The sequence below is a fragment of the Nostoc sp. NMS9 genome (assembly GCF_017114995.1).
Lineage (GTDB): Bacteria > Cyanobacteriota > Cyanobacteriia > Cyanobacteriales > Nostocaceae > Nostoc.
Genome location: NZ_JABXKL010000105.1, coordinates 1 through 26940, shown reverse-complemented (window position 1 = coordinate 26940; position 26940 = coordinate 1). Strand labels below are relative to the sequence as shown.

Genomic DNA, 26940 nt, shown 5'->3' with positions numbered 1-26940 from the left:
TCTCCGTATTTATTTATCTTTACATAGTTTGGTTTTTTCGCGCCGACTTACTTAATGAGTTATATGATGCCAGCTTGATTACTTATTAAACCCGCAGAACCCCACCCCGCCAAAGCTACGCTTCGTCTCCCCTCCCCGCAGGCGGGGAGGGGATTAAGGGGCGGGGTGCAATGACTATGGAATCATAACTAATTACCCGGACATGATATTAGATAAGGCACACAACGCAACCTTTTTGTTGTGACTGTATTGATTTTATTATGATAAATAATTGTCAAGTAGGTGGATAATTAATGCGATCGCACCTTAATTCAGATATAAACCCTAAAGTAAAAACTTAAGCAATTGCCAAATCATAATGTAAAACTAAGATTTCATCTGCTCTCAAAGTCACCATTGCATATTCACAGCCTTGGGTATCAGCAAACTCGACTAAATAATGATATTCTTCTTCTTGCTCATACACTTCTACAATTGTTCCAACTTGCCCACTTGGTAAGCTTTCGATAGAAGTATAATCTTCTTCTACTAGTTGTAATCTCTCAATGGGAATAGGGTTGAGTGTAGCAATAGTATTCAAAAGTTTAGCTGTTTTCATTTAACTTCAAAAATGCAGTAATCAAACCGTGGATAAAGATTATTAGCGGTAGTTTATCGGATTGTCCGCAGCCTGATTCCGTGTATATCAGGTACTATCCAATCTACCTTAAACTGTTGACAAAATTAACGGTTTTTTTTAAATTACGAATTACGAATTACGAATTATTTTAATGCTCAATCAAAACCAAACGCCTCTATTAGATGCCTTAAAAGCCAATGCAGCAAGACCTCATGCGCCTTTTTACACCCCAGGACATAAACTAGGTGAGGGAATTTCTCAACCTTTGGCTGACTTACTGGGTAAAGCCGTCTTTCGCGCTGATTTAACCGAATTAGCAGATTTAGATAATCTCTTTGCACCCCAAGGCGTTATTCAAGAAGCACAACAACTTGCAGCTGAGGCTTATGGGGCTTTGCAAACATGGTTCCTTGTCAATGGTTCTACCTGTGGGATTGAAGCGGCAATTCTCGCTACCTGTGGTACAGGCAATAAAATCATTCTGCCTCGCAATGTACACTCTTCGGCGATCGCTGGCTTAATTCTCTCTGGTGCAATACCCATTTTTCTCAATCCTGAATACGATCCAGTTTTAGATATTGCCCACAGCATCACGCCCAATACTGTACAATCTGCACTCCAACAACATCCCGATGCCAAAGCAGTGTTGGTAGTTTACCCCACATATTACGGTGTTTGTGGAGATTTGAGTGCGATCGCCAACATTACCCATCAATATAATATTCCTCTACTCGTAGATGAGGCACACGGTGCACACTTTGCCTTTCATCCCGAATTACCTACTCCAGCTTTAGCCGCAGGTGCAGATTTAACTGTACAATCCATCCACAAGGTACTTGGTGCGATGACACAGGCATCGATGCTGCACGTCCAAGGTAATAGGATAGATTGCGATCGCATCAGTAAAGCTTTGCAACTCCTACAGTCTACCAGTCCTAGTTATTTACTTTTAGCTTCTTTAGATGCAGCGCGTCAGCAAATGGCACTCCACGGAAAAATGCTCATGTCTTGCACTTTGCAAATTGCTGAGGAAGCTAGAACCAGAATCAGTCAAATTTCTGGATTATCAGTTTTGGAAATGCCTCGGTTGGGGGGATCTCCCGGCTTTTTAGCTTTAGACAAAACGCGACTAACTGTCACTGTTTCTGGTTTAGGTTTAACCGGATTTGAAGCAGATGAGATTCTCGATGAAAAATTAGGTGTTACTGCTGAATTTGCCTCACTACAACATCTCACCTTTATCATTAGTTTGGGCAACACTCCAGCCGATATTGAACAATTAGTGCAAGGTTTCACCTCCCTCGCCAAAGAATATCGACGAAGCAACTTGACTGTTAAAAACCAGGTTTGGCAAAATTTAGACAGAACGCTAGATTATGCTTTACAACTTTCTCCCCGTGAAGCTTTTTTTGCTGTCAGTGAAATCCTACCTTTGACACAAACCAATAAACGTATCTGTGCTGAAATCGTCTGTCCCTATCCCCCAGGAATTCCTGTGTTAATGCCGGGAGAAGTCATCACAAAATCCGTCTTGGAATACCTACAACAAATCCAGGCTATGGGTGGATTTATCAGCGGTTGTAATGACATTAGTCTCAAAACTTTGAAAGTTGTGAAATAACGTTATAACTACTGAATTCTTCTTCATAAAAGTTTAATTGATGAAGTCAATGGTAAATGTGCGGTTTTTCAGATGATTTAGGGAAAAACATACAGTATTTATACCAGTGTGAAACTTCAATAAAAATAGCTAGTAGACTAGTGCAATCTTTAATTTATACCCATAGGATCGTCTTGATGATTCCTAAACTAGAAGATGAAATCAAAAACCTATTATATCTGGAGGCAAGTAGCAGCTCCGATTGTAGTCACTCTAGCGCTGGGTTTCTCAGCAAGAGCGAATGCAGTTGAGTTAGGCGCTGCCTCTGCTTACAATGTATTTGTTTTGGGAGATATCTCTCAACAATATACAGATATCGAAGGAAAAGTTGCTGCTGGCGGTAACATAAATTTCGTCGGCGGACTTGGAAGCAGACTTTCTGGCAATAGGGGCAACGTAGTAGTCGCTGGACAGAATTTAACTCTGAGCAACGGTCAAGTCTACCACGGTAATGCTGTCTATGGAGGCAGCGCCAATGTATCCAGCAATGTGGGATTTCCCCAAGGAACTCTCAGCCAGGGTAATCCCATCGACTTCAATGAAGCAGGGAAACAACTGCGAGGGTTATCTGAATATTTGGCAACCTTGACTCCTACTGGTAACACAACAGTTCAACCTTGGGGTGCTATTAACCTTAGTGGCAGTGGTACTGCTTTTAATGTTTTTAATCTTGCAGGCTCATCTGTCTCCAAGACAAACTATTTTGAAATTAAAGGGGACGCAAATTCAACTATCGTTGTCAATATCAGCGGTAAGGATGTGTCACTGCAAAACTTTGGGTTTAATATCATTGGCGCAGATAAACAAAAAGTAATCTACAACTTCTATGAAGCGACAAACCTAACTGCTAGTGGAATTGGCATCCAAGGTAGTATTCTTGCGCCTTTGGCTAATTTCAATTTCAATAACGGTCAAATTAACGGCAATGTAGTGGTAGCTTCTTTGACAGGAAATGGTGAGTCTCACAACTATCTATTTAATGGCGATCTGCCAGATGTCCCAACCAAGTACTACAATCCGCCTAAGCCTCCCACTCGTATTCAGGTTCCAGAGCCTGCAAATCTTCCAGGTTTAGGATTAATTGCTGTAGTATTTGGTTTGTTTCGCTACAAACACAATCGAGCAACTTGTTTAGAATAATTAAAAATTTTTGGCAGCATAGCGCATGAAGCGAACTTTTTACAGATTTTCGCTCATGCGCTATTTCCTTGCTCTCTACCTTCTACAATAAAGATAGACTTTATTGAGATTTGTATAGTTGGGGATCGGCTGTCATGGCTCCCGCCGTTTTAATTCAAAATCTGCAAAAACTTTACGGTACAGTGGTTGCCGTCCAGGATGTTTCCTTTCAGGTAGAACCAGGAGAAATTTTTGGTTTACTTGGCCCCAACGGTGCTGGGAAAACTACTACCTTGCGTGCTTTGTGTACGCTGACCACACCGGATGCTGGCAAAATCGAAGTATCTGGCATCTCTGTGTTAGATAATCCCAGAGTGGCAAGACAACGACTAGGCTACGTAGCTCAGGAAGTCGCTATAGATAAGGTGTTGACTGGAAAAGAACTGCTGCAATTGCAAGCAGCACTTTATCACCTCCCAGGCGCAGTAGCCAAACAGCGTATTGAAACGGTATTAGATTTACTCGGTTTGCAAGAATACGCTAATAAAAAGACAGGTACATACTCAGGCGGTTTACGCAAGCGCCTAGACTTGGCTGCTGGATTGCTCCATGCACCGGATGTTTTGGTGTTGGACGAGCCAACTGTAGGACTTGACATAGAAACCCGTTTTGTAGTATGGGATTTCCTAAGAAAATTACGCGCCTCTGGGACGACGGTAGTAATTACCAGCCATTATTTAGAAGAAATTGACGCTCTAGCCGATCGCGTGGCAATTATAGATCGCGGCGTTGTAATTGCAAGTGGTACACCTTCGCAATTGAAAGATCAAGTCGGGGGCGATCGCATCACCTTGCGAATCCGCGAGTTTTCCCCCATTGAGGAAGCTGAAACAGCTAAAAACCTCCTGAAACCTTTGCCCTTTGTCCAAGAAGTCATCATCAACAGCGCTCAAGGTAATTCGCTCAACTTGGTAGTGACACCTCAGAATGATGTTCTCATTAACATACAGCAAGCGCTGAATGATGCTGGCTTACCCATATTTGGCATCGCCCAATCTCGCCCCAGCCTCGATGACGTTTATCTCGCCGCCACAGGACGCACCTTATTGGATGCAGAACTCGCAGCCGTCGCCACCCGCGATCCCAAAGCTGAAAAGAAGCAGAATATGAGATAGGGAATGGGGCATGGGGCATAGGGCATGGAGATACTTACCAATGCCCAATGCCCAATGCCCAATTCCCAATGCCCAATTCCCAATGCCCTATTAATCCAAAATTGCTATGAGTGTTACTCCTAAATCTGATATCAATTGGCAGCCGCTAGCATCGCCACAAGCAGATGCTAATACTGCACTTAACTTTTTCGGTGAATTGGTACAAGAGACGTTGGCCTTAACTCGTCGCTTGTTTATTCAGTTGCAACGTCGTCCTTCATCTTTGGTTGCTGGAATTATTCAGCCAGTAATGTGGTTAGTGCTATTTGGTGCTTTGTTCCAAAATGCTCCCAAGGGTATATTTGGCAATACAACAAATTACGGTCAATTTTTGGCTGCTGGCATCATTGTGTTTACAGCCTTTGCTGGGGCGCTGAATGCTGGTTTACCAGTAATGTTTGACCGTGAGTTCGGCTTTTTGAATCGTTTGCTGGTGGCACCGTTAGCATCACGGTTTTCCATTGTCTTTGCCTCAGCAATTTTCATCATCAGCCAAAGTTTGTTGCAAGCAGCCGTAATTGTTGCAGCAGCAGCATTTTTGGGGGCTGGACTACCAAATATCGCGGGTTTAAGTGCGATCGCACTAATTGTCTTACTCTTAGCTTTGGGTGTAACAGCCATTTCTCTCGGTTTAGCTTTCACTCTACCCGGACACATTGAATTGATTGCAGTGATTTTTGTCACTAATCTACCATTATTGTTTGCTAGTACTGCTTTAGCACCTTTATCCTTCATGCCTCAGTGGTTGCAGGTTGTAGCTACCCTGAATCCTCTCAGCTATGCGATCGAACCAATTCGCTATCTCTATTTCCACAGTAGTTGGGGACTAGGTAGTGTAGTGATGCAGGCTCCTTGGGGCGATGTTACCTTTGGGGGAGCGTTGCTGGTGTTGTTTGGCTTTGCCCTAGTCGCCTTAGTAAGTATTCAACCCCAACTGCGGCGGACTCTTGCTTAAAAAGATAAAATAGATCAATTTTAGGGTCAAAACCCCATGAAAAAACCATTTTTACAAATTACTAGACTCTTTGTGGCTACGGCAGCAGGAATTAGCTTTGCTTCCTTACTCATGGCTCAACCCAGTTCGGCTCAAATCAGCAGCCCAACAGATGCTTTCCCCAGTAATAGTACAACAGACCAAAATACCGATCCTTTCTCCCGTTCCAACTCAGACAATTTCAATATGTTTGATCTGATTCATCGGGCAAACTTCGGGACTCTCAACTGGGATTCTAACCAACAGAACGAAGAACTAAACTCAGCAGCAGCAGCCTTTAAAGCAAGGCAACAAAAACTAATTCAAGGTCAACAACAGCAACCAACCCTCAGTTTGCCAACGGTTACACAACCATCAGTTACGCCGCCATTGGTGACACCACCATCAGGTAACTGAATCAAACAAAGAACCCCAAGCCTTTAGAGGCTTGGGGCTAAGACTATTTAAAAAATCCTGAATTATCAGGTAAAAAACTACAGCCCAAGTGCAGCTAAAATATCGCTAGCATGGTTGGTGGTATTTACATTAGCGTCAACATGGGTAATTTTGCCGCTGGGGTCAATTACGTAGGTGACGCGCTTGGCATAACCGCCACCATCCACATCGAAAGCTTTGATGAGGGATTTGTCGCTGTCAGCCAGTAGGGGAAAATTCAAATTATATTTTTGGGTGAATGCTTGATGGGAGACTTCATCATCTGCACTGACTCCCAAGATTGCAATATCTTTACCTTGATATTGAGACTGGGCATCTCGAAAACTACAGGCTTGTTTGGTGCAACCTGGTGTGTCATCTTTAGGGTAAAAATACAAAACAACTGTCTTGCCGGCAAAATCAGATAACGAGACTGTGTTGCCGTTTGTATCTTTGGCGGTAAATGCAGGTGCATCCGTACCAACTGCTAGAGGCATAATTAACCTTTCCTGTTTCAGATTGTTGATGCACTTGAAATTTTACATTAATTTATAATGATTAAATATAATTACTAAAAAATCGCATAACTATACTTGAGGTAACTAATTTTGGTTTAATGGGGTATTTAGTACAAGAAAAAATATATTCTTAAATTAATCTTTGTTAGAAGGAAAATTTATACCTATACACGATGCCTGCTGTTGATTCCCAAAACCCAAATATTTTTGTTTATCCTCAAAGCACAGTAGAAAGAGCCGAGCGATCGCTAGTGTGTTCGCCTTTTAATGTATCATTATTTGAAGTGATGGGACACCAGAGTGTGTCATTAACTGCGATCGCTCTGGAAAATGGACTCAAGCAAGGCTATACTAAACGCCCTTTATCAGAATTAGCCTGTGATAACGCCTTAGGCTGGCTGATTCAAGTGGGTGTATTGCGCCGAGAAGTTGATGGGCAGGGGATTACAGATAGTTTTCGTCTCACTCCCTTGGGACGCCAGTTAGTGGAACAGTACCAGGGAAAAAATTGGCGTACTCCTTCATGGCGCGATCGTTTTTATGATGCTGTGATTCGTTGGTTACGGATACCTTTTTAGAATAAAAAATCCAAGAGTTAGGATTAGGGAATCAAAGGGAACAATATACACGGAAACATCACATCTATTCATGAAGTCTTTACCATAACCATCCAACTGCAATTTGTGATGCGGGGCATTGGGCATGGGGCATGGGGCATGGGGCATTAGTTATTTCCCCTGCATCTCCCTCATCTCCCTCATCCCCCTTATCCCTCCTGCTTTTTAACTGATGAATGGATTGTCATATAACTGTTCGTTCCTAAAAATTAACCTTGTATCTTCAAAAACTAAGTGATAGCAACTATGAAATCAATTATGGTAGTGGGGACAACATCCCATGCAGGGAAATCACTTTTAACTACAGCTATTTGTCGCATTCTGTCGCGGCGTGGTTGGCGAGTGGCTCCCTTTAAAGGTCAAAATATGGCTTTAAATGCTTATGTCACCGCCAGTGGTGGAGAAATTGGCTATGCCCAAGCAGTGCAAGCTTGGGCCGCGGGAGTAGTGCCTTGGGTAGAAATGAACCCAATTTTACTCAAACCTCAAGGTGATATGACTTCCCAAGTAATTATCAAAGGTAGGTCTGTAGGTAAAGTGAGTGCCTCAGATTACTACGAGCAATATTTTGAATTGGGGTGGCGGACAATTGAAGAATCGCTACAGCATTTAGGAACAGAATTTGACTTGGTGGTTTGTGAAGGTGCCGGTAGTCCAGCAGAAATTAACCTCAAGCACCGCGACTTAACTAATATGCGGGTGGCAAAATATTTAAATGCACCAACCATGTTAGTAGTTGACATTGACCGAGGTGGTGCTTTTGCCCATGTCGTTGGAACCCTAGAGTTATTGGAACCAGATGAACGCGCCTTAATTAAAGGTATAGTAATTAATAAGTTTCGAGGGCAGCGATCGCTCTTAGATCCAGGGATAAAATGGTTAGAAGAACGCACTGGTATCCCCGTTATCGGTGTTATACCCTACTTACAAGAAATGTTTCCAGCAGAAGACTCCCTTGACCTGCTAGAACGTCAATCGTCGTCGAATAAAGCTCATACTGACCTCAACATTGCCGTCATCCGCTTACCAAGAATTGCCAATTTTACCGACTTTGACCCACTGGAATCAGAAAGTACAGTTTCAATTAAGTATTTAAGTCCTAAGCAAGATTTAGGACATCCTGATGCCGTGATTATCCCAGGTACAAAGACCACAATTGCTGACTTGCTGCTGCTGCAAAAAAGCGGTATGGCAGAAGCTATCCAAAACTACGCTGCTTCTGGGGGAACGGTTTTAGGTATCTGCGGTGGCTATCAAATGCTCGGTCAAATCATCGCTGATCCAGAAGGGATAGAGGGACAAGCTGGCAGATTTCAAGGGTTAAATCTTTTACCAATCAGAACTGTAATTACAGGACAAAAAATCGCCCGCCAGCGCCAAGTTAGCTCAAATTATCCACAACAAGGCTTACCAGTTAATGGCTTTGAAATCCACCAAGGGCGATCGCGCATCGAACAGCAAGGCATAGATCCCCAATCCTACCATGCCCTGTTTGACGATATTAATTTAGGGTTAGTGGATAGTTGTCAATCAGTGTGGGGCAGTTACCTCCACGGGCTTTTTGACAATGGGCCTTGGCGACGCGCTTGGTTAAATCGCCTCCGTCAACAGCGGGGTTTAAAATCTTTGCCCACTGGTGTTGCTAACTACCGAGAACAGCGAGAGCAGATTTTGGACTCTCTAGCCATTGAAGTTGAAAGCCATTTAGACTTAAGTCAGTTTTTGTCTTAAGCTAAAATGCGTTGAAATGTCATTAGTCATTGGTCATTTGCAAAGAACAAAGGACAAATGACAACTCTATAAATGCGTAACATTGATGATTGTTCGTGTCCTTTTTTTACCAGATAATGTCACAGTAGATGCCGAAGTGGGAGAAGCCCTTTTAGATGTAGCAGACCGGGCTGGGGTATTTATTCCCACCGGTTGTCTGATGGGGTCTTGTCACGCTTGCACCGTCGAATTAGAGGATGGAGAGATCGTTCGCGCTTGTATCAGTGCAGTACCGCCACGCGAGGAATTGACGATTAATTTGTTTAGCGACCCAACTTGGTAGTTTTTTAACCCTCTAAGTTCAGAATGTCAGATGAGGAAGTAGAAGAAAAGAAACCAGATGAGTAAACTTAAATACCCAATGCTTATTCAATGGTCTGAAGAAGATAATTGTTTTTTGGTAGCATTTCCTGATTTTCCAGGACAACGCTGGCGGACTCATGGCAATACTTATGAGTTGGCTGTAGCAAATGGAATTGAAGCTTTAGAGTCTCTAATTATTGCTTACGAAGCTGTAGGCGATCCACTTCCAGAACCATCTTATGAGGCTAGATTATAAGGAATTGAACTACCAAAAAGACTTTCACTAAAAAGATTATGCAAATTCATAATTTCTACATCACCATTATCAAACTGAACAACAACGTCATGAGATAAAGTCTCTTTCAGAATTGTTGCAATCCTACCGGATGGATAAACTCTGCATTTACCACCAATATAAAAATCGTAAATTCCTCTATCAGCTTTAGAGCAAGGTACTCCTTTAGAGAAAAGTGTATTTATACCAGATTCATCAATGATGTTCAAATTAATGTGACGACGCATTCAATTTTCACTTATTTTTAACAATAAAGAAAATTATAACATTTTATAATAAGTGTTATAGTCTAAACAAGATTTTTGTATAATAAAAATCTCTTAATCCCTAATAAATAATAGAGATGTGCAATCGCATCTCCTCCAACCCTTAAAAATCCATATTTTCCCTATCAGACAGTAAGAAACTTTTACAGTTTGTTTCCTACTGCCTGATTTTGCTATCTATATCAATTAGCTTTAACATTCAGCGCGTATTCTTTAAACCTTTCCAAATCAGCTTGAATCGTTGATTCAACTATCCGCCCCAAAAACAAGTTATCCATAATTTTGCCAAGAATGCCGGGGATAGCATAGGAAATAGTCATTTTCACAATGCTACTATTGTGGCGATCGTAAAAGCGAATCGCTCCCTGATTTGGCAAACCATCAACCGATTCCCATTGAATAATTTGGTTGGGAATAACTTTGAGAATTCGGGATTGCCAATTAAATTCTAGACTGCCAGTTTTTAATTTCCAAAGAGATATATCTGGATTATCTGGCGGAATTTTCACCGAATCAATCCACTTCATCCACCGGGGCATTTGCTCTAAATCAGACCAGAGGCTCCATACTAAATCTATGGGAGCCTCTACTTCTACCTGCACAGTATGCTCTAACCAGTCTGGCATTTCTCTTTTTCCTTCTCTACGAGATGCTTTGCGATTGCGTTCTTTGCACCCTTTGGAGTTCGTTATTTCTTTAAACTCTCCAAAATCACTTTTGCCGCACGTCGTCCAGAAATAGTAGCACCTTCCATGCTGTCGATGTAGTCTTGCTGAGTATAACTGCCTGCAAGGAAGAAATTATCTACTGGTGTTTTTTGGTTGGGACGGTATGCATCCATCCCTGGCGCTTCCCGGTAGAGAGACTGAGCAAGCTTTACCACGCTGTACCAAGTCATATTTAGCTCCCGCGACGAAGGAAACAGTTCATGAACTTGCTTGAGAACATGCTGTGCGATCGCTTCATTACTTTGTGCAATAAACGAATCTCCCGGTGTCAGCACTAACTGTAACAAAGATCCCTGTCCTGGGCGATAATAATCAGCAGGGCTAGTCAACGCTAAATCGGCAAAACAAGAAAAGTCAGCATCGGCTGTGTAAAGTAAATTATCGATTCCAGCCGCATGATTTAGCTGTTTACGTTGCTCTCCATCATTCAGTTCTGTTACCCAACCATCAAAGCGTAACTGCACTGTAGCCACTGGCACTGCATCCAGTTTGTAAATATTGTCAAATTCTGACCACTTACGCCACTCGTGGGGTAAGATGCGTTGAATTCCTGGAACATCACAGGCAAAAACGTAAGCATCAGCTGCGATCGTTTCTACTGCATCACCTTGGGCAACTACTATACCAGTTACACGGGTTTGTTCAGCTGACTCAGTAAACTGAATTTCCCGAACTTGTCGGCGCGTGTAAACTTTGGTGCCTCTAGCTTCCAGATATTCCAGAATCGGCTTGTGTAAATATTCAGATGGAGAACCTTCCAGCATTCGCAAAACTGAAGCTTCTGTTCTAACTGCAAATAGCTGGAATATGGTTAACATACAACGGGCAGACATATTTTCGCAATCAATAAATCCCAATGCGTAGGCAATGGGGTTCCACATCCGCTTGATGCTGCCATTACTTCCACCATGACTGCGAAACCAATCGGCAAAGCTAACTTTATCTAAATTGCGGATAGTTTTCATCGCCCCATTAAAGTCTACCAATCCGCGAACTATCGGACTAGTACCCAAAGCGATCGCATTTTGCAATTTATCCTGCAACGATAGTTGAGAAGTAGTGAAAAATGCCTTTAACCCATTGAAAGGCGCACCTGTAACAAAGCGAAAATCTAAAGCACCAGTGCGCCCCCCTTTATTAATAAAAGTGTGGGTATGTTCCTTGAGGCGTAAGTTTTCTAACACCCCCACTTTTTTCATTAAGTCAAATAGTTCGTAGTAGCACCCGAAAAATACATGCAACCCCATTTCTAGATGGTTGCCATCTCCATCAACCCAACTGCCAACTTTACCACCCACAAACGGACGAGACTCAAAAATCTCGACTTCACAACCAGCATCAGCTAAATCTACTGCGGTTGCTAGCCCAGCCAGTCCCGCACCTACGATTGCAACACGCATTCCGTCGTTCCTTTTCAGTTTCTTTACAGATTGTAACTGGGTTGGTGTCGGAATTTGCTACTTAATATCAACTCCAGCAGCATATTAAGGCTTGCCAATATCAATACTAAAACCTCTTTGATTACTTCTTTTAGTCCCGGTATATGACCAGACGCGATAAAAACGCGTCTGTATCATCTAGACAAACTTTTGTCCATAGCCGCGGACTCTCAAAAGTATCATAGATATTTTTTTGGTAGGAAAGCAGTTTTATGGATAAGTCGTGAAAGTAACTTCTTACTTGTTTTCATCTTTGTTGTCATCAGAGACAGGCAAACTTCTAATCAGTTCACGAATCACGTCAGTTGCAGGTCTACCTGTTTGTTGACAATATTTTTCTAGTTTTTCCGCTTCCTGCGTTGCGAGGTTGACTGTTATGCGTTTAACGGCCCATTTTTTATTTGTCATTGCTATCATGCTATCTGCTGTATATTTAGATGGTCGAAAGAGTCTAAATTAAAGAGGGAACCGATAAGGTTATCAGAGTTTGTCTCAGGAAACAAGTAATACCATTAATATTAAAAATGTTTGTTTTGTCAAAGGATTGATCATTTTCTAAAAAAATCAAAATACTACACTTTATTTGTTACTATTGTGACAGCATAAATAACACATAGTTGCTTTTGAAGATAATAACCCTACTAACAGCATGAGTAAAGCCTGACAATGAAATTTTATAAATGAATTCGAGATACCTACTGTTGACTCAATGAAGATTTTCAAAGTTATTCTCCATTGAAAGCATTTGACCTTCTCTCTTAACTAAGTTCGTCAAACTCCCTTGGAGAGAACATCCACTAGAACACCAAAAAATAAAGCTTCAGAATCATTATCATGCTGAAATGCTGGCTTACAGGCGGGTTGGAGTTGTGTATATAGAGCGTGAATAGTCACTTATAAAGTAGGCAAATAAGCCACAAATACCCATCTGTAACCTTACTGTAACCAAGAAGTTCAGAGTTACTTGGACAGTTATGAATTTTGGCTTACCTCGATCAAGCTGATTGCTTTCCAGTGCCAATATAGTAGCCAGAAAAAAGGGGACAAAACTCAGTCTACTGAGTGTAAATTGCCAATTATTTTGGTAAAATTTGACAGGAATATCTGTAATTTCACACAGATAAATTAATCCAGAATAGATGTGATGTTACTTGACTGTTGCCAATATTAATATTTTAGTTTTGTTTCATGCTTTTATAATAACTTATCGTCATAATGCAATAAAGTTTTGCATATTTTTATTTTCCTTCCAGCGATATAACTTGCTTTAAAATCAGCATTTTTTTGCGATTTTTCGTATTCATCTATCTGGAGGTTATGTAAATCATTTTTAGCCAAGTAGGGCACTATAATTTTGCCATAAAATATTTTCCTCATATTTAAGCCAGGATATAAAATACTGCCAATAAAATTTTAATTACAACTATTTTTTATCTGGTAAGTATACCTATAAAAAGAATCGTATATTTTAATTTTTTCGGCAGTGTGTTTATTATAGCTATTATTTACGCACTTTAAATAATCTTCATTTAGACATTAACAAAGCTGTTTTTTATCCTTTATAAAAAAATTACAAAGAAAAAGATATATATCTGAACTTTTGCTTAATGATATTGATATATAACAGGATGCTAAACTCAAAAACTTGTCAAAAAAAAGATTCCAATATCTAAGTGCATCAGTTAGGTTTGATTCAAGCAGTCTTTGTAGATAATTTTTTAGATTTTCGTAGTTATTTATACTTATAGTCGTTACCATAAAAGGACTAGAAAACTATAAAAATACAGGTACTTCATGAAATTTAGATAAAGTTAGCTTCTCAAGATTGGTCGCTTATTAGTATTGACATATACATGAATATCCATTACAAAGTGCCACGCCCTGATAGGTACGCGGATGACGAAGACTGAGTGGAACCGGAAACGCTCTGCCTCCGGTTAAAAGACTGCATACAAGGGATAGGAGGGGTAAATGTTAACAGACAGACCAAGCCTTCCCCTTTTCCTCTCTTAAATGCAGTTTCAGTCAATATCTCAATCAAATACACATCAACTTAATTTCTCATATCGATAATTTGAGATTCAGGATTGCAGCAATTCATGCAATTACTCAAATTTAAGTTGGGGCATAAGTTGGAGAGTGCCAATACCTAAATTTTCAGGTGAAAGCGATCGCCCTTCAAACAAAGCCATCATATCTCGTAACTGAGGATTGCCACGGGAGGCTCCCGTTAGTCCTTTGGCAATGATTAAGCCACAATAGCCCTTAGTATTTTTACACCGCTGATTCCATTTTTTTCGGGCTTCGACATGAATCGGATCTTCATCTAAAAATTCACCGAATAGGAACAATTCGCCATTTTGAGTTTGCAATAAACCCAGGTCGTAGTGATCGCCATCAAAGGGATCGGCACCTGGATTAAAGCAAATTGCTTTCAATCCACCTGCTGCTTCAATTCTTTCAATTACAGTCTTCGCCTTGGGTCGGGAGGTTTGAATTAAAATCACCGGCAAACCATCACCCACTTGTTTGATTTCACTAGCCTGGTGGTAGCTGACCCCCTTTCGTAGAGAATCCAACATTTCCCAGGACACTACACCTAAGCTGAGGAAGGAATCTTCTGGTATCAAGTCATCTCGCAATGATTGAAAATCTTGATTTTCAATCTCGCGATCGTCAATACCAAAGCCTGCCATTTCCTCTAATTCTGCTGCTAGCTGCGACATAGTAGAGACTGTCACAGCCACAGATTTAGTTGATTCTTCCGACTGCGGTAGAGAAATGCGATAGCGACGGCTGAGAGTAGGGAAGATGTCTTCATGAAGTTGGCGACGGTGATCGCGAATAAAGCGGCTCAGGCTTTCGATCGCAACCAAGATTACCAATGCTTCTTCGTCATACAAAACAGACCGGAGTCCTTCTAAGGGGTGGATATTACCAAAAGTAGGGTCAATTTCTGATAATGGCAGATCCGCCAAATCATCTTCTTCATCCTCATCTTCATCGGTTTCGTCAACGCTCTCAAAAGTGAGAAACAGGCAATCTTGCTTGAGAAACGCTTCTTCTAGATGCTCTGTTGATTCTTCATCTGTTAGAACTGCGGCGCGAAACTGTTTTAAAGACTCTTCTGAGCGATAAAACAAAATCCCATACTCCATTCCCAGCATTCCCATAACTGAGGCGTATAGTGTGCCAACATCCCACTTATTAATCTCGATTGACAAAATTTGCTGTTCTTCCAAAAATTCCCAAGGTGCTGCTTGCCAAATTGCAAATGCTTTCTCTCGCAAAATTTGTGCATACTGTGGGGGTAAGTCGGGGGTTTGACTATCGAGGATATCGGCGAATCCACGAAATAGTTCGTCAATTAAAGGCAGTTCTGGTGCGTAATCAATGGCGATATCCAAATCTTGCAGCACTCCCCGCAGGTAAAATTGGATCTCGCGGTCTTTGACTACAATTCTTTGGGGTCTAGCGGGTCTTGCCGGACTTTGGGGATGCTCCATTGCTTGCATTAAGGTGCGAACTATTGCTTCTGGGCCGGTATCTGAAGCTACCACGTCCATTCCTCGAACAACACCTTGGGAGTAATCTACCCAAAGAATGCATTCTCCCTTTGCCTCTGAGTCTGACAGCTGGTTTGGTGATGACAACGGACGGCGATCGCCCTCCCATACAGAAGGAATTTGAGTTAATTTCTTCAACCGACGACTGGTAGAGCGATTAAAACTTGTCATAGAGATCAAAAGAAGCAATTTGGAAGTAAACTTTGGGGGCTAGCTAGCCTCGGATTAAATTTTTATGGCTGCACCTGAAGGATGGTTGCTTCTCAGGCTGCCGCAAGGCTTGAATTTTAAGAATACTGAATGTATAAACACATTGAGTCTCTCAATTCTAGAATAAAAATCTTTGGCTACTTTTGACGGAGTGTTTACAATTTGGTATCTAGCAACATCTAAGCCGCTAGAATGAATACAAAAACACTCAGCGAGCAACCCAGAAGCATTAACAAGCCGATATAGGGTAACGCTTATACTAATTAAGGAGTTGAAAAGCAGATGACACAAGCAATTCAGGCTCAACAACGCGGAATTCTGTTGAGCGAAGCCGCATTGCACCAGGTAAAATCCCTCCGGGACAAGCAGGGCACAGACTTCTGCTTACGGGTAGGAGTACGTCAGGGTGGCTGTTCTGGGATGTCTTACATGATGGATTTTGAAGATACCAGCAAGATCACCCCTGATGATGAAGTTTTTGACTATGATGGCTTCAAAATTGTCAGCGATCGCAAGAGTCTGTTATATCTCTACGGTTTAATGCTCGATTACAGCGATGCCATGATTGGCGGTGGTTTCCAATTCACTAACCCCAATGCTAATCAAACTTGTGGTTGCGGCAAGTCATTTGGGGTGTAATATTGTCAGTTGTCATTTGTCCCTGGTTATTGGACGAAAGACAAATGACAAATGACCCTTCGGGTTCGCCAGTTGCTCATGGGGGAAACCCCCAAGACCGCACTGACTCACCAATGACTAATGACTCATGATTAATTTTACTATGACTCAAACAGTTGAATCCCTGTTTGATACAGGTTTAGAACGCTATAAAGCAGGAGAATCAGCAGAATCTTTAATCCCTGTATTTAAAGAAGTGTGCGATCGCGCTCCTAAAACTAGTGCAGCTTGGGTTTGTTTAGCGTGGTTGTATCTACTCGATAACAAACCCAATTTGGCTTACAAAGCTGCACAGAAGGCTGTCAAGTTAAATCCACAAGATCCCCAGGCTAGAATCAATCTTGCCTTAGCAATGCTGGAAACAAAGCAAAAAGGTTTGCGGGAACACATCGATATAGCACAACAGTTGATTTTTGTCAATGAAGAATGGAGTGATGAAATAAAAAATAGTATTGAGGACGGTTTAAGTAGAAAACCAGATTGGCAAAGTTTAACAAAAGTCAAAAATTGGCTGTTTGAAAAGTAAAAGATGGGAACTGGGGGTTAGGGACAACGAGGAAAAGGGAGAATTCATTGAAGTGATTTTCCAGGTTGTCTCTTCCCAATGCCCAATGCCCAATGCCCAATGCCCATTACCCAATCCAATCATGAAAGATAAATTGTTAAATTGGTTAAACATGGTTTTAGTCGCAGATGTTTTTTTGGTTTTGTTTGGCTTTGGCTGGTTAGCGATCGCTGCGATCGGTGATGCCGCAGGAGTAAACCTGGGTTTGGATTTGTGGCATCAACTGTGGCAACCCTTGTTTAACCCCGCAATTGGCATCCTCATGGGTGGTGCCATTCTCAGCGGTATTATCAGTTGGGTTTCCAAAAAGTTTCTTTCTAGTCAATAGTGAAAGAATTGGGTATGGGGCATGGGGCATTGGGCATTGGGCATTGGGCAGAGGGGAAAAACTTACTACAACTTCCCCCTGCTCCCCTGCTCCCCACCCCCCAGTACAGACGCGATTAATCGCGTCCCTCCCACTCCCTTATTAATTAAGAATTTGTGTTAATGCCGATTGCAAATTAGGATATTTGTACTCAAAGCCTGTTTGCACGGCACGTTTTGGGATAACTTGCTGACCTTCTAAAACTACTATAGCCCCATCTCCTAAAAGGGCTTCGATCGCAAAACCAGGAACAGGCAACCAAGAAGGACGATTCATCACTTGTCCCAAAGTTTGGCTTAAATCTGCCATCCGAACTGGATTAGGGGCAGTGGCATTATATACACCTTCTATTTCCGGTTTAGTTAAAGCTTGCAAAATCAGGTTAACTAAATCGTCTACGTGAATCCATGAGAACCACTGCCGACCACTGCCAATAGGCCCGCCAGCAAAGAGTTTGAAAGGCGGAATCATTTTACCTAAAGCACCACCATTGCCCAGTACAATCCCAAAACGCAGAATTACCAGTCGCACACCAGCATCTTTTACTTTTCTCGCCTCAGCTTCCCAGGCTTGGCAGACTTGGGCAAGAAAATCGTTACCAGATAGACTGGTTTCATCAAAGGTTGCCGTTTCACTGGTGCCGTAGTAGCCAATAGCCGAAGCGTTAATTAACACAGATGGGAGGCAGCGCGTTGCGGGGGTTCCCCCCGTTGTAGCGACTGCCGTTTTGGGATTAGCGTTGGCTATTGCTTCAACTATTTTTTGTGTACCTGACTTTCGGCTATTGAGGATTTCTTGTTTCCGTTCTGGTGTCCAGCGTCCTTCACCAATAGGTTCTCCTGCCAAATTAACTACGCCATCACAACTAGCGATAACACTTTGCCAAGAACCAGATGCATTTGGTGTATAGGCAACAATTTCTACATTAGGGAAAGCCTCAGATGGAAAAACCTTATGAGCAAAAGTGGTATTCCGAGTTAATACTACTATTTGATGACCTTCCCCGTGTAATCGTTGTACCAAACGACTACCGACAAATCCTGTTGCTCCAGTAATTGCGACTTTCATTTTCTACCTCAGCCAAACCTTTATTGTAAAGTTTTTGATTAAACTTTCAGCTTACGGCACTTTCCTTGTTGATAGAAGAGGTTTGACTGTATATCTGGATATCTGGTAGTACCTGCTCTCAAAAACTTTGATTTTTTAATGACTTTATATTTAGATACTTCGGTATTATAGGATGGACGGAGTGTTGCAAGGCTTGGGGCTATTATGGCTCGCTATACCTGTTCATTTATTGTTTCTGTTCCTAGTGACCATCTGTTGCCGTTACTTGTAGAACTTCTACAGGACTGTCAGTTGGATATTCAATATCACACAGCCGAATATATTATCGGTCGTGAGGTTCCTGGAAATGTTCCTTTTCCTAAATTAATAACAGTAGAAGTACTGATTGATAAATCAAAATCTACTGAAACAGAAACCCGGATGAGTATTGTGATTAAAAATGAAGAACTACCAATTCACTTAGATAATTACTGCCGACAAATGTTTGAGTTAATCAAGCAAGCTATTGAAAGTAGCCGCCATTGGCATTTGATTGAAAGTATTGCAGGATAAGCTTTGGTGATTGAATTGATACTCCCACGGCTGAAAACCGTGGAAGTGTCAGACTGTGATTGGTAGTTAGAATTCACTCTCTTATTCCTCTAAATCCTCGGCCATACCGGGGTTTATTAGTGTAATGTCGTACTCACTCGAATCCGTTTGTCCTAAACGCTGAGTATTTCTTAAAAGGTAATAAATGGCACGTACTTGAGGCCCAAAAACGATCTCGTCTTCATTTCTGAGATCGTGGGCTGGTATCTTGCGTCCATTAATCATCAAACCGTTGGAACTAGGCTTACCTTTGGCATCGCCATCTACAATCCGGTAATAGTAGCTATGACTATTATGCTCTCGTGGCAATCTCACTAATGTGGCATGGCGGCGGGAGACAAACTGCGACATTAAACGGATATTACATTCGCGGTCTCTACCAATAGAGTAGACGGGGTGCTCCAGAGAAAATTCTTTGCGACCTTGATCGTCTTCAATAATCAGTAGATGGTTTTCATTGGTTTCTGCTGCCATTGACAAATCGGTGGAACTGTAATTGATTAAGATTTGTTTTGTATCGTATCTTGCCATTTTCGCGCACCATCAGTCTGTGGTGCTAATCTAAATAAGCTTTAAAATTGCATAATACCTTGAAAGAGTAAAACATGGCCGTTCTACTCCAGTAGCTATGATAGCTTTGGTAAGTGTTTTAATCTGACGACTGACTCCTGAATTGTGTTTTGATAACCAAGATTTGTGGTGGCAAATTGGACGTGTCAAGGAGTATTCTACGGGCGATGAGCGAATCGCCGTAATAATATTGAGTTGGTAACGACGCTAACAGAGCTAAAAGCCATTAATGCAGCAGCACCAGATGGGTTAAGCACAAAACCCAGACTAGGGAATAAAACACCTGCTGCTAAAGGAATGCCAAGTGTATTATATGCAAAAGCCCAGAATAAATTTTGGCGGATTTTGTTGAAGGTGGCGCGACTAAGCTGAATAGATTCGACGACATCGTTTAGGCGATCGCGCATTAAGATAATTTCAGCAGTTTCCATCGCCACATCTGTCCCGGAGTGTAAAGCAATTCCTACATCTGCTTGGGATAAAGCTGGAGCATCGTTGATTCCATCTCCTACCATTGCAACTATCGAGTGGGTAGAGACGCGATTAATCGCGTCTCTACTGGGGAGTGAGGAGTTAGGAGTTTTCTTTATTCCCTTGTCTCCTTGTCCCCTTGTCCCTTCTAACTGGAGAGACTGTATTGCCGCCGCTTTTTTAGCTGGGGGAACACCTGCTATGACATCAGCGCTATCTAATCCTAATTGTTTGGCTATGGCACTAGCTGCTTCTAGACGATCGCCACTGAGCAACATTACCCGTAAGCCCATCTGACGCAACTTGTCTACGGTGGATCGAGCATCCGATCTGAGGGTATCAGAAACACCAATTAGTCCAGCTAAAGTTCTCCCAATTCCTACGCAAACGACTGTTTTACCATCTGTTGCCAAATCCTGTGCTACCTGTTGTGCGGTTTCATTAATGGCAATGCCGTGCCAACTCAACCATTCCCAGTTACCCAACAATACAACTGTGCCCTCTACCACAGCAGATACCCCTAATCCTGGTTCCGTGTGAAAGTCTACAGCCTCTGGAATAGATAACTGTTGCCGCTGTACCTCTTGCTGAATCGCTTTTGCTAGAGGATGGTGAGTACCACTTTCTACAGCTGCTGCTAATTGGATTAGGGATTGAGCATTGTTATTCTTCCCCAGTCCCCAGTCCCCAGTCCCCGATCCCTCAATTAACAGACAATCTGTGACAATGGGATTACCTGTGGTCAGAGTGCCAGTTTTATCGAATACTACGGTGTCTAACTGGTGTACTCTTTCTAAAACGTCGCCACCTTTGATTAACAAACCTCGTTCTGCGCCCATAGCAGTCCCAACAAGAATGGCTGTTGGTGTGGCAAGTCCCAAAGCACAGGGACAGGCTACTACCATAACTGCGATCGCTAGTTTTAAACTAATTAATAGGGAAGAATGGGGAGTGGGTAGAGACGCGATTAATCGCGTCTCTACGGAGTGGTGAGCGTGGCTCATCATTTCCATGCCACCAGACATGGTGATATCAGTCCAGATGTGAGTACCAAAAAAGTACCAAAATCCAAATGTTAAGACAGATGCTGTCAGTACCCCGTAGGTAAAGTAACCAGCTACTGTATCTGCTAATTTCTGTACTGGGGCTTTCCGAGTTTGGGCAGCTTCTACTAGGGCGACAATTTGAGCTAGAGTTGTATCACTTCCAATACGGGTTGCCTGAATAGCGATCGCTCCTGACTGGTTTATAGTCCCTCCTGTCACCATATCTCCTGGTTGCTTGATTACTGATACTGGTTCCCCAGTTAGCATTGATTCATCGACCGTTGTTTGACCAACCACCACTTCGCCATCAACGGGGATTTTATCACCTGGCAGCACTTGTAGCCATTCACCGACACGCACCTGTTCAGCAGGAATCTCAACGCTAGAAGAACCCACTCCGGCTTTCTCTGGGTTGGCAATCAATCGCGCTAAGAGTGGCTGGAGTGCTAGTAATTTCCTAAATGCAGCAGCCGCGCGACCTCTAGCTTGTTGCTCTAATGTCCTTCCTAAGAGAATAAAGCCCAGCATCATTACTGGCTCGTCAAAAAAGCACTCCCAACCCAATTGGGGAAAAAGCAGCGCTACTAAACTAGCAATGTAGGCTGTCAGCGTTCCCAATCCCACCAGGGTGTTCATGTTAGGCGCATTTCGTCGGCAGCCCAGCCAACCATCTACTAAAATCGGGCGACCAGGAATTAACAACGCTATTGTCGCCAGTCCACAGTGAAACCAGATGTTATTTAGCACTGGCAGCACTGAGCTACCAAGATTACCAAAATGTCCACTTCCCGACAATATCAGCAACACCGCAGCGATCGCCAATTGCCATAGAGAAGAACGCATTTCTCGGCGTTGTCGTTCTGCTGGATCTGGTAAGGTCGATATTTCGCCCGCTACTGTGCCATTAGCTTTTCGGGGTTGAGTTGGGAATCCAACGGCTGTTAATCGCTGTGCCAGTGCATCTGCATCTATTGCACCAACTTCTGACTCTACAACTGCTACCTCTGTGGCCAGGTTCACACAGGCACTCTTGACTCCTGGATGTTGGGTTAGGTGTCGCTCTACTGCGTTCACACACCCAGCACACTTCATACCCCCAACATCTAGAATAATCTTCTCTAGGATTGGGTCAAGTTCTAGGGCTGGCTTAGTTTTTGGGACAAGTTGCATGGCTTGTGTTTAGATTCGCTACAGAAATTCAACGCCTGACTAAAAGCGTCTCTAATTCGAGCGTAGGCGAAATATGCAACTATGACTCAATGTCAACTATATTAAAATTATTAATTTATAAAAAGAATTCAGAACTCAGGAGTCAGAATTCAGTACAAGTGGGTAATGAATATTGGTTTAAATCTTGCCCCTTATGAGCGAAAGCGAATTCAAAGATTATCGCCTTAAAACTCTATCCCTTACCTACGGGACGCTGCGAGAATATGGGTAAGTATTCAAAATTCTGAATCCTGAATTCTGAATTCTGACCGAAAACAACTCATGATACAAGCCCCTAAATTTATTTATGGGGATCATTAATTTTGAATTTTGAATTTTGAATTTTGAATTCGGAGCGCGTACCCCTTTGGGGAAGCAAGCTACGCGCAGCGTCTCGTAGAGAAGCGACATGACTCCTTTTTATCCTACTTCGTTGAGCATCAAGACTATCGCTGCACTTTAATTCAACGTTCCAACTTCCCAGATTTATCTTCTGTAGGGTTCTGAATTTTGAATTTTAAATTTTTAATTTTTAATTCCCCTACAGGGGGTTGACAGTTCCAACGTCGATAAGTGACATAAATAATAGCTGCCACCTGTATTGGCGCGATCGCAATCAGGTTTTTTAAGAAATAGTTGATTTCTAAATGAGACATAACACTAAAATATCCTAAGCCTAGCAAGAAAAACATTGCCCAGTTAAGCTGTTTAAGTTTGAAAATGAGCATATCAATAAAAATAAATATAGAAGGTAGAAGTGTTGTATAACTTCTGCTAAAGGTAAAGGGTGAAGCGGAAGGGAAAAAGGATGTTTCTTTTGTCGCTGCCCTTTATCCCCGCGCTTTTGCTGCAATCCTAAGCTTGGAAGCGTGTGTTACCATCTGCTTCCAGTAAGAACGCTATTCTTGGACTAGAACCAGCCCTGCTTATTTACAAAATAGGTATTTACAAATCCTTCAGGGGATTTATTTAAGTAGATCATGCCTTCAATTAGACCTACAAGTTGCATAATTAACAAAGCAACGCCGTAGGTGAAAGAACCGCCAACTACAGAAATCACTAACATGATAAAGCCTTCCGAAGCGTATCCTAGAATAAACTTATGAACCCCAAATGCTCCCAGGATAATGCCACAGTAACCAGCTAGAAGTTGTTTGGTAGGGTGACTGGGGTTGAGATTTGCCATATAAGTGCTGCTCCTTGATAAGTGAGTATAAAATAAAGTCTTTATTGTAATGGAAGCAAATACATTTACTTGCTTAATAAATAGATTTTTAATTTTTTCAGTATGAGTAAGTCCCAAGATGAATAATTAAAATCAGCGTGTTTCTATTCCAGAGGAAACGCCAAGATGTCTTGCAGTATAAGCCGGTCTGGCGCTCCTTGATGACTTTTGCTGGATTTGACGATCGCAAACCCTGGTGCAGCAGTTTTGCGGATTTTTAGCTCAGGCGTTTATCTTGAGCAGAATCAATCTTAAATAATCAGCAAAAGCTGCTATATACACCACTTTCTACAAGTCCATCAGTATTATTTCCGGATTCTTTTGCGTATGCGTAGCCCGCACTTCTCTACGTTCGCGCAGCGTGTCGCAGACAGACGCTCTTGCTAGCTTGCTTCTACGTTCGCGTAGCGTCCCGTAGGGAAGTGGTACGGCATGGTTCGACTCCGCTCACCAGCCGCTCTGTTACCATCGTAGACATCGCTTCCAGCAGACGTGAAACGCCATTACACCAATGACAAGACAACTGTGTGGCTAGTGGGAATCTAGAAGAAGCGCAAAAGGCATCTTCCATATCTTTCTAACCGCTTTTTAGTTACCGATCCCCACTTCCATGAGCGCAAACCGGAATTGCATTCCAATTTATGACGGCTAAAAATGGTTTAAGAAGACAATTAACATCTCGAAAATGGCTAAAATCTATCTGAATGAGAATAAATGCTTAACTAGATAGTTTGTTGTCTATGTTAATAGCATTCTTTAATTTGCTTTTGCCATTATCTTAATTGGGTTTTCAGCTAGTATTTATGCTTGTAACCAATTATCACTAGTAAATTGTCTCTACCTATGCAGATAAAATCAGATATTTTTGTTTTTGGCAACCGTACTATCTTTGTATTAATTGCTACCTAAAACGAACAAGCTTAATAGTGTACCACTATTCCAGAGGCTGTGGAGGAGCATAGGAGCGAGGAGATTGCGGGATCGCGTGTAAACTACTCCTAACACAATGCCCAATGCGGTCAAGGGGAGAATTTCCGATAAGCTGAGGTGAGCGATCGCAAACAACAAACTACTGATCAGAATCGATCCCCACACGGGTAAGTAACGAGTTAGAGAGGGTAACAAAAAACCGCGAAATAGGATTTCTTCAAAAAATGGAGCGGCGATCGCAGCTGTAGAGAAAAATATACCAAGTGCTATACTATCTTGGCTTTCCAGCGCTAGTTGCAACAGAGGATTACTCCCACCCTGTCCTTGCCATAGCTGTTGATTAATCAAAGATACCACTACAACTACAGGTAAAGCCGTGCAATAGCCTCCCAGTCCCCACAAAAACCAGTTATCTTGAAAACGGAAGCGAAACCAGAATTCTGGTAGTGGAAAAAAGCGCTTGAGAGAGAAATACAGCACTAACAGCGCACCTAATGCTACCAAGAAGTAACTAACCAACACAGAAAACGCCTGAAGTCGCACATCCACAATGGGACGCGGGATGGGTAGCAGTGATATCACCAAAGGCACAAAAATTTGCCCCATGAAGAAAAAGCCGATGATAAAAACCTGCAAAACCGTTTCACCACCCCAAGGCGTTGACCAAGGAATATCAGCATTTTGAGCTAATAACGAGGCTTTTCCTTTCAACAAGCGTTGAGCAAATAATAAAATCAGCAGTATGAGACCAATTAAAGCTGCCAAAGTGGGAATAGTGCCAATAACCGCTAATTTCACCACTGCTTGAGCAGAAGATTCTTGTTGTGCCGCTTTTACTGCTGATAAGGCGTCTTGTCGTTGCTGGAGTTGGTATAACTTAACCAAAGCGGTATAGCGAAACCAACCTTCTAAATTTTTTTGAATTGGTTCTTGAGCATTTTGGAGGATACGGGGAGGATTGCTCCACAGTCCAGTCAATACAGCGGCGGTTTCCCCAAACCCTGGATTAATATTAATATCTGAGCGTTGTTGTAATTCGCTCCAAGTCTTGAAGGCTGTATCCGTCTGTCCTTGCTGTGCTTGTAAAATTCCCAAGCGCAGGTCTAATTCAGCCAGTAATTTTTGTAATTGCTTAAAAGACTCTTGTAACTGTTGCTCTCCCTGTTTAGAGGTTTTAATAGTGGGAGGAGCGTCTGGTAGAGGTTTCGGAGGTGTGGGAGTTATTTCTGCTTGAGAGCGTAATTGTGCAAGTTTGTTGTTAACTTTGTCTAAATTAGCTTGAACTGATTGACGCGCCTCCTGATACTGCTTTGTAGCGCTTTCTAGGGGTTGCTCACCAAGTATTGCTTCTTGAATCGCCTGGAGTTTGTCATCACTGCTATCTTCTGATTGCCAAGCTTGAGCTTGTAAAGCAATATTTGTTTGGTATAGTTCCAGGCGACTTTGAAATTGAGGTTCTTGCCAACTACCGAATAAAGCCGAAACTGCCAACAGAACTGCTATCGGCGTCATCACAAAAAATAAAACCAACCGCTTGAGTGTCATCTATCCCCCTTTAACTGACCAGTGGAGAGCGCGTCCCCCTTGGGAATTATCGCAATAAAAAGTCAGAGCTGGATAGATATCATCAATATTATAAGTTTGCGATGAATGTGTGATGCCTGCGATTTTTGCTAGCCTATGCACCCACAATCTTAAATTACAGTAGTGTTCTCCTATCTTGAGGAAGCTGATAATCTTTATTTTGAGCGATGAATCATATCATGTCCGCCAAATTACCCATAATAAAAGAACCCCACCCCGCCAAAGCTGTGCTTTGTCTCCCCTCCCCGCAGGCGGGGAGGGGTTGGGGGTGGGGTTCTTCGGGTTTAATAAGTAATCAAGCGGACATAATATCACTCACTACGAACTAGGATTTTATTTTATGTTTAATTATGCCTACTTACTGAGTCTGAGCAGGGAACGTATGAAGCTACCCTACTCCATTGAGGTAAGCATTTGCCAGCTACCTTAACCATTGAAGAAACTGTATAAGATTGCCTTCAAGGTCACGGATGAAGATGAATCTTCCACCCAACTCTTTGTTCTCAAACTCCCAGATAATTGGAACACCACGCTCAATCAATTCCTGTTTAAGCGTAATAACATCATCTGTCTCAAACGCAAACTGTGAAACCCCATGTATGGATGTATGTGCAGGTGGATCTGAACGTTGCACTCCAGAAACAGCACTACCATCTTTGATTAACTCAACACAGAAACCATTGTTTTCTGTAAAGATGAGCGTTGTGTTGAATTCAGGATAGCTCTTATGCTGCATAACCTTGAATCCTAACTTTTCTACATACCAGTTTGCTGAGGCTTCTATATCTGCTACTGAAAGTGTTACAGAGTAAGGCTTGAAAGAAGAGAGTTTGTTGTCCATATTGCTTAGGGACTTGCAAGAAAATAAGATCCCAATCAAACTGGAGTAATCGTGATATCCCAT

General features: G+C 42.2%; 27 protein-coding genes. 13 read left to right on the top strand and 14 right to left on the bottom strand.

The window, feature by feature from the left end:
• Window positions 1–337: 337 nt before the first annotated feature.
• Entirely contained in the window at window positions 338–598 is a 261-nt protein-coding gene (locus HWQ40_RS34490; protein ID WP_292786932.1) for a DUF4926 domain-containing protein, read from the bottom strand.
• Window positions 599–770: 172 nt separating this feature from the next.
• Between HWQ40_RS34490 and HWQ40_RS34485 the strand changes: the two genes are divergently transcribed.
• The 5 genes from HWQ40_RS34485 to HWQ40_RS34465 all read left to right on the top strand — a co-directional run bounded on the left by HWQ40_RS34485 (window position 771) and on the right by HWQ40_RS34465 (window position 6002).
• Window positions 771–2240, top strand: coding sequence for an aminotransferase class I/II-fold pyridoxal phosphate-dependent enzyme (locus tag HWQ40_RS34485; protein ID WP_292786929.1), 1470 nt, complete (start codon window positions 771–773; stop codon window positions 2238–2240).
• 195 nt (window positions 2241–2435) lie between these two features.
• Window positions 2436–3419: a choice-of-anchor A family protein gene (locus HWQ40_RS34480; protein ID WP_292786926.1), complete on the top strand. Its 984-nt coding sequence runs from the start codon at window positions 2436–2438 to the stop codon at window positions 3417–3419.
• Between the two features lie 134 nt (window positions 3420–3553).
• On the top strand, window positions 3554–4573 hold the full coding sequence (locus HWQ40_RS34475) for an ABC transporter ATP-binding protein (protein ID WP_292786923.1): 1020 nt from the start codon (window positions 3554–3556) through the stop codon (window positions 4571–4573).
• Between the two features lie 106 nt (window positions 4574–4679).
• On the top strand, window positions 4680–5567 hold the full coding sequence (locus tag HWQ40_RS34470; RefSeq protein WP_292786921.1) for an ABC transporter permease: 888 nt from the start codon (window positions 4680–4682) through the stop codon (window positions 5565–5567).
• A 36-nt stretch (window positions 5568–5603) separates the two neighbouring features.
• A complete protein-coding gene (locus HWQ40_RS34465; protein ID WP_292786918.1) occupies window positions 5604–6002 on the top strand; it encodes a hypothetical protein in 399 nt (132 codons plus the stop codon).
• 77 nt (window positions 6003–6079) lie between these two features.
• Here the strand turns inward: HWQ40_RS34465 and HWQ40_RS34460 are convergent, their stop codons facing one another.
• A complete protein-coding gene (locus HWQ40_RS34460) occupies window positions 6080–6517 on the bottom strand; it encodes a peroxiredoxin (protein WP_292786915.1) in 438 nt (145 codons plus the stop codon).
• A 194-nt stretch (window positions 6518–6711) separates the two neighbouring features.
• Between HWQ40_RS34460 and HWQ40_RS34455 the strand changes: the two genes are divergently transcribed.
• The 4 genes from HWQ40_RS34455 (at window position 6712) to HWQ40_RS34440 (ending at window position 9484) form a co-directional block, all read left to right on the top strand.
• On the top strand, window positions 6712–7116 hold the full coding sequence (locus HWQ40_RS34455; protein ID WP_292786912.1) for an Npun_F0494 family protein: 405 nt from the start codon (window positions 6712–6714) through the stop codon (window positions 7114–7116).
• Window positions 7117–7401: 285 nt separating this feature from the next.
• A complete protein-coding gene (cobQ, locus tag HWQ40_RS34450) occupies window positions 7402–8886 on the top strand; it encodes a cobyric acid synthase CobQ (RefSeq protein WP_292786910.1) in 1485 nt (494 codons plus the stop codon).
• A gap of 85 nt (window positions 8887–8971) precedes the next feature.
• Window positions 8972–9208, top strand: a complete 237-nt coding sequence (locus HWQ40_RS34445) for a 2Fe-2S iron-sulfur cluster-binding protein (RefSeq protein ID WP_292786906.1) — start codon at window positions 8972–8974, stop codon at window positions 9206–9208.
• Window positions 9209–9265: 57 nt separating this feature from the next.
• Complete coding sequence (locus tag HWQ40_RS34440; protein WP_292786903.1) at window positions 9266–9484, top strand: type II toxin-antitoxin system HicB family antitoxin; 219 nt, start codon at window positions 9266–9268, stop codon at window positions 9482–9484.
• On the opposite strand, the gene HWQ40_RS34435 is transcribed toward HWQ40_RS34440, so the two are convergent.
• From HWQ40_RS34435 to HWQ40_RS34415, 5 genes are all read right to left on the bottom strand, one after another.
• Window positions 9466–9750, bottom strand: a complete 285-nt coding sequence (locus HWQ40_RS34435; RefSeq protein WP_292786901.1) for a hypothetical protein — start codon at window positions 9748–9750, stop codon at window positions 9466–9468. The genes HWQ40_RS34440 and HWQ40_RS34435 overlap by 19 nt on opposite strands.
• Window positions 9751–9971: 221 nt before the next feature.
• Window positions 9972–10415 carry an SRPBCC family protein gene (locus HWQ40_RS34430; protein WP_292786899.1) on the bottom strand — a complete coding sequence of 148 codons (444 nt, stop codon included), beginning with the start codon at window positions 10413–10415 and terminating at the stop codon, window positions 9972–9974.
• Window positions 10416–10477: 62 nt separating this feature from the next.
• Window positions 10478–11917 carry a 9,9'-di-cis-zeta-carotene desaturase gene (zds, locus tag HWQ40_RS34425; RefSeq protein ID WP_292786896.1) on the bottom strand — a complete coding sequence of 480 codons (1440 nt, stop codon included), beginning with the start codon at window positions 11915–11917 and terminating at the stop codon, window positions 10478–10480.
• Between the two features lie 276 nt (window positions 11918–12193).
• Window positions 12194–12370 carry a CopG family transcriptional regulator gene (locus HWQ40_RS34420; protein WP_199784887.1) on the bottom strand — a complete coding sequence of 59 codons (177 nt, stop codon included), beginning with the start codon at window positions 12368–12370 and terminating at the stop codon, window positions 12194–12196.
• 1691 nt (window positions 12371–14061) lie between these two features.
• A complete protein-coding gene (locus tag HWQ40_RS34415; protein WP_292786893.1) occupies window positions 14062–15693 on the bottom strand; it encodes a hypothetical protein in 1632 nt (543 codons plus the stop codon).
• A gap of 321 nt (window positions 15694–16014) precedes the next feature.
• Between HWQ40_RS34415 and HWQ40_RS34410 the strand changes: the two genes are divergently transcribed.
• The 3 genes from HWQ40_RS34410 (at window position 16015) to HWQ40_RS34400 (ending at window position 17303) form a co-directional block, all read left to right on the top strand.
• Window positions 16015–16371: an iron-sulfur cluster assembly accessory protein gene (locus HWQ40_RS34410; protein ID WP_094352468.1), complete on the top strand. Its 357-nt coding sequence runs from the start codon at window positions 16015–16017 to the stop codon at window positions 16369–16371.
• A gap of 142 nt (window positions 16372–16513) precedes the next feature.
• Entirely contained in the window at window positions 16514–16936 is a 423-nt protein-coding gene (locus tag HWQ40_RS34405) for a tetratricopeptide repeat protein (RefSeq protein WP_292786935.1), read from the top strand.
• 121 nt (window positions 16937–17057) lie between these two features.
• Window positions 17058–17303: a hypothetical protein gene (locus tag HWQ40_RS34400; protein ID WP_094352470.1), complete on the top strand. Its 246-nt coding sequence runs from the start codon at window positions 17058–17060 to the stop codon at window positions 17301–17303.
• A gap of 141 nt (window positions 17304–17444) precedes the next feature.
• On the opposite strand, the gene HWQ40_RS34395 is transcribed toward HWQ40_RS34400, so the two are convergent.
• A complete protein-coding gene (locus HWQ40_RS34395) occupies window positions 17445–18410 on the bottom strand; it encodes a TIGR01777 family oxidoreductase (protein ID WP_292786890.1) in 966 nt (321 codons plus the stop codon).
• 204 nt (window positions 18411–18614) lie between these two features.
• Between HWQ40_RS34395 and HWQ40_RS34390 the strand changes: the two genes are divergently transcribed.
• Window positions 18615–18962, top strand: a complete 348-nt coding sequence (locus HWQ40_RS34390) for a hypothetical protein (RefSeq protein ID WP_292786887.1) — start codon at window positions 18615–18617, stop codon at window positions 18960–18962.
• Between the two features lie 81 nt (window positions 18963–19043).
• Here the strand turns inward: HWQ40_RS34390 and HWQ40_RS34385 are convergent, their stop codons facing one another.
• The 6 genes from HWQ40_RS34385 to HWQ40_RS34360 form a co-directional block, all read right to left on the bottom strand.
• Complete coding sequence (locus tag HWQ40_RS34385) at window positions 19044–19532, bottom strand: FHA domain-containing protein (protein ID WP_094352473.1); 489 nt, start codon at window positions 19530–19532, stop codon at window positions 19044–19046.
• Window positions 19533–19729: 197 nt separating this feature from the next.
• Window positions 19730–22258: a cation-translocating P-type ATPase gene (locus HWQ40_RS34380; RefSeq protein ID WP_292786884.1), complete on the bottom strand. Its 2529-nt coding sequence runs from the start codon at window positions 22256–22258 to the stop codon at window positions 19730–19732.
• 503 nt (window positions 22259–22761) lie between these two features.
• Entirely contained in the window at window positions 22762–22953 is a 192-nt protein-coding gene (locus HWQ40_RS34375; protein WP_292786881.1) for a hypothetical protein, read from the bottom strand.
• A gap of 254 nt (window positions 22954–23207) precedes the next feature.
• The gene (locus tag HWQ40_RS34370) at window positions 23208–23483 is read right to left on the bottom strand and encodes an NINE protein (protein WP_292786878.1); all 276 of its coding nucleotides are present in this window, start codon (window positions 23481–23483) and stop codon (window positions 23208–23210) included.
• Between the two features lie 933 nt (window positions 23484–24416).
• Window positions 24417–25997 carry a CPBP family intramembrane glutamic endopeptidase gene (locus HWQ40_RS34365; protein WP_292786875.1) on the bottom strand — a complete coding sequence of 527 codons (1581 nt, stop codon included), beginning with the start codon at window positions 25995–25997 and terminating at the stop codon, window positions 24417–24419.
• Between the two features lie 460 nt (window positions 25998–26457).
• Window positions 26458–26940, bottom strand: a 483-nt coding sequence (locus tag HWQ40_RS34360; RefSeq protein WP_292786872.1) for a VOC family protein, incomplete at its 5' end; no start/stop codon positions are given.

What these genes read in the sequence shown, in the direction of transcription:
- HWQ40_RS34490 (WP_292786932.1), bottom strand. Translation starts at nt 598, where the DNA reads ATGAAAACAGCTAAACTTTTGAATACTATTGCTACACTCAACCCTATT.
- HWQ40_RS34485 (WP_292786929.1), top strand. Translation starts at nt 771, where the DNA reads ATGCTCAATCAAAACCAAACGCCTCTATTAGATGCCTTAAAAGCCAAT.
- HWQ40_RS34480 (WP_292786926.1), top strand. Translation starts at nt 2,436, where the DNA reads ATGAAATCAAAAACCTATTATATCTGGAGGCAAGTAGCAGCTCCGATT.
- HWQ40_RS34475 (WP_292786923.1), top strand. Translation starts at nt 3,554, where the DNA reads ATGGCTCCCGCCGTTTTAATTCAAAATCTGCAAAAACTTTACGGTACA.
- HWQ40_RS34470 (WP_292786921.1), top strand. Translation starts at nt 4,680, where the DNA reads ATGAGTGTTACTCCTAAATCTGATATCAATTGGCAGCCGCTAGCATCG.
- HWQ40_RS34465 (WP_292786918.1), top strand. Translation starts at nt 5,604, where the DNA reads ATGAAAAAACCATTTTTACAAATTACTAGACTCTTTGTGGCTACGGCA.
- HWQ40_RS34460 (WP_292786915.1), bottom strand. Translation starts at nt 6,517, where the DNA reads ATGCCTCTAGCAGTTGGTACGGATGCACCTGCATTTACCGCCAAAGAT.
- HWQ40_RS34455 (WP_292786912.1), top strand. Translation starts at nt 6,712, where the DNA reads ATGCCTGCTGTTGATTCCCAAAACCCAAATATTTTTGTTTATCCTCAA.
- cobQ (WP_292786910.1), top strand. Translation starts at nt 7,402, where the DNA reads ATGAAATCAATTATGGTAGTGGGGACAACATCCCATGCAGGGAAATCA.
- HWQ40_RS34445 (WP_292786906.1), top strand. Translation starts at nt 8,972, where the DNA reads ATGATTGTTCGTGTCCTTTTTTTACCAGATAATGTCACAGTAGATGCC.
- HWQ40_RS34440 (WP_292786903.1), top strand. Translation starts at nt 9,266, where the DNA reads ATGAGTAAACTTAAATACCCAATGCTTATTCAATGGTCTGAAGAAGAT.
- HWQ40_RS34435 (WP_292786901.1), bottom strand. Translation starts at nt 9,750, where the DNA reads ATGCGTCGTCACATTAATTTGAACATCATTGATGAATCTGGTATAAAT.
- HWQ40_RS34430 (WP_292786899.1), bottom strand. Translation starts at nt 10,415, where the DNA reads ATGCCAGACTGGTTAGAGCATACTGTGCAGGTAGAAGTAGAGGCTCCC.
- zds (WP_292786896.1), bottom strand. Translation starts at nt 11,917, where the DNA reads ATGCGTGTTGCAATCGTAGGTGCGGGACTGGCTGGGCTAGCAACCGCA.
- HWQ40_RS34415 (WP_292786893.1), bottom strand. Translation starts at nt 15,693, where the DNA reads ATGACAAGTTTTAATCGCTCTACCAGTCGTCGGTTGAAGAAATTAACT.
- HWQ40_RS34410 (WP_094352468.1), top strand. Translation starts at nt 16,015, where the DNA reads ATGACACAAGCAATTCAGGCTCAACAACGCGGAATTCTGTTGAGCGAA.
- HWQ40_RS34405 (WP_292786935.1), top strand. Translation starts at nt 16,514, where the DNA reads ATGACTCAAACAGTTGAATCCCTGTTTGATACAGGTTTAGAACGCTAT.
- HWQ40_RS34400 (WP_094352470.1), top strand. Translation starts at nt 17,058, where the DNA reads ATGAAAGATAAATTGTTAAATTGGTTAAACATGGTTTTAGTCGCAGAT.
- HWQ40_RS34395 (WP_292786890.1), bottom strand. Translation starts at nt 18,410, where the DNA reads ATGAAAGTCGCAATTACTGGAGCAACAGGATTTGTCGGTAGTCGTTTG.
- HWQ40_RS34390 (WP_292786887.1), top strand. Translation starts at nt 18,615, where the DNA reads ATGGCTCGCTATACCTGTTCATTTATTGTTTCTGTTCCTAGTGACCAT.
- HWQ40_RS34385 (WP_094352473.1), bottom strand. Translation starts at nt 19,532, where the DNA reads ATGGCAAGATACGATACAAAACAAATCTTAATCAATTACAGTTCCACC.
- HWQ40_RS34380 (WP_292786884.1), bottom strand. Translation starts at nt 22,258, where the DNA reads ATGCAACTTGTCCCAAAAACTAAGCCAGCCCTAGAACTTGACCCAATC.
- HWQ40_RS34375 (WP_292786881.1), bottom strand. Translation starts at nt 22,953, where the DNA reads ATGTCTCATTTAGAAATCAACTATTTCTTAAAAAACCTGATTGCGATC.
- HWQ40_RS34370 (WP_292786878.1), bottom strand. Translation starts at nt 23,483, where the DNA reads ATGGCAAATCTCAACCCCAGTCACCCTACCAAACAACTTCTAGCTGGT.
- HWQ40_RS34365 (WP_292786875.1), bottom strand. Translation starts at nt 25,997, where the DNA reads ATGACACTCAAGCGGTTGGTTTTATTTTTTGTGATGACGCCGATAGCA.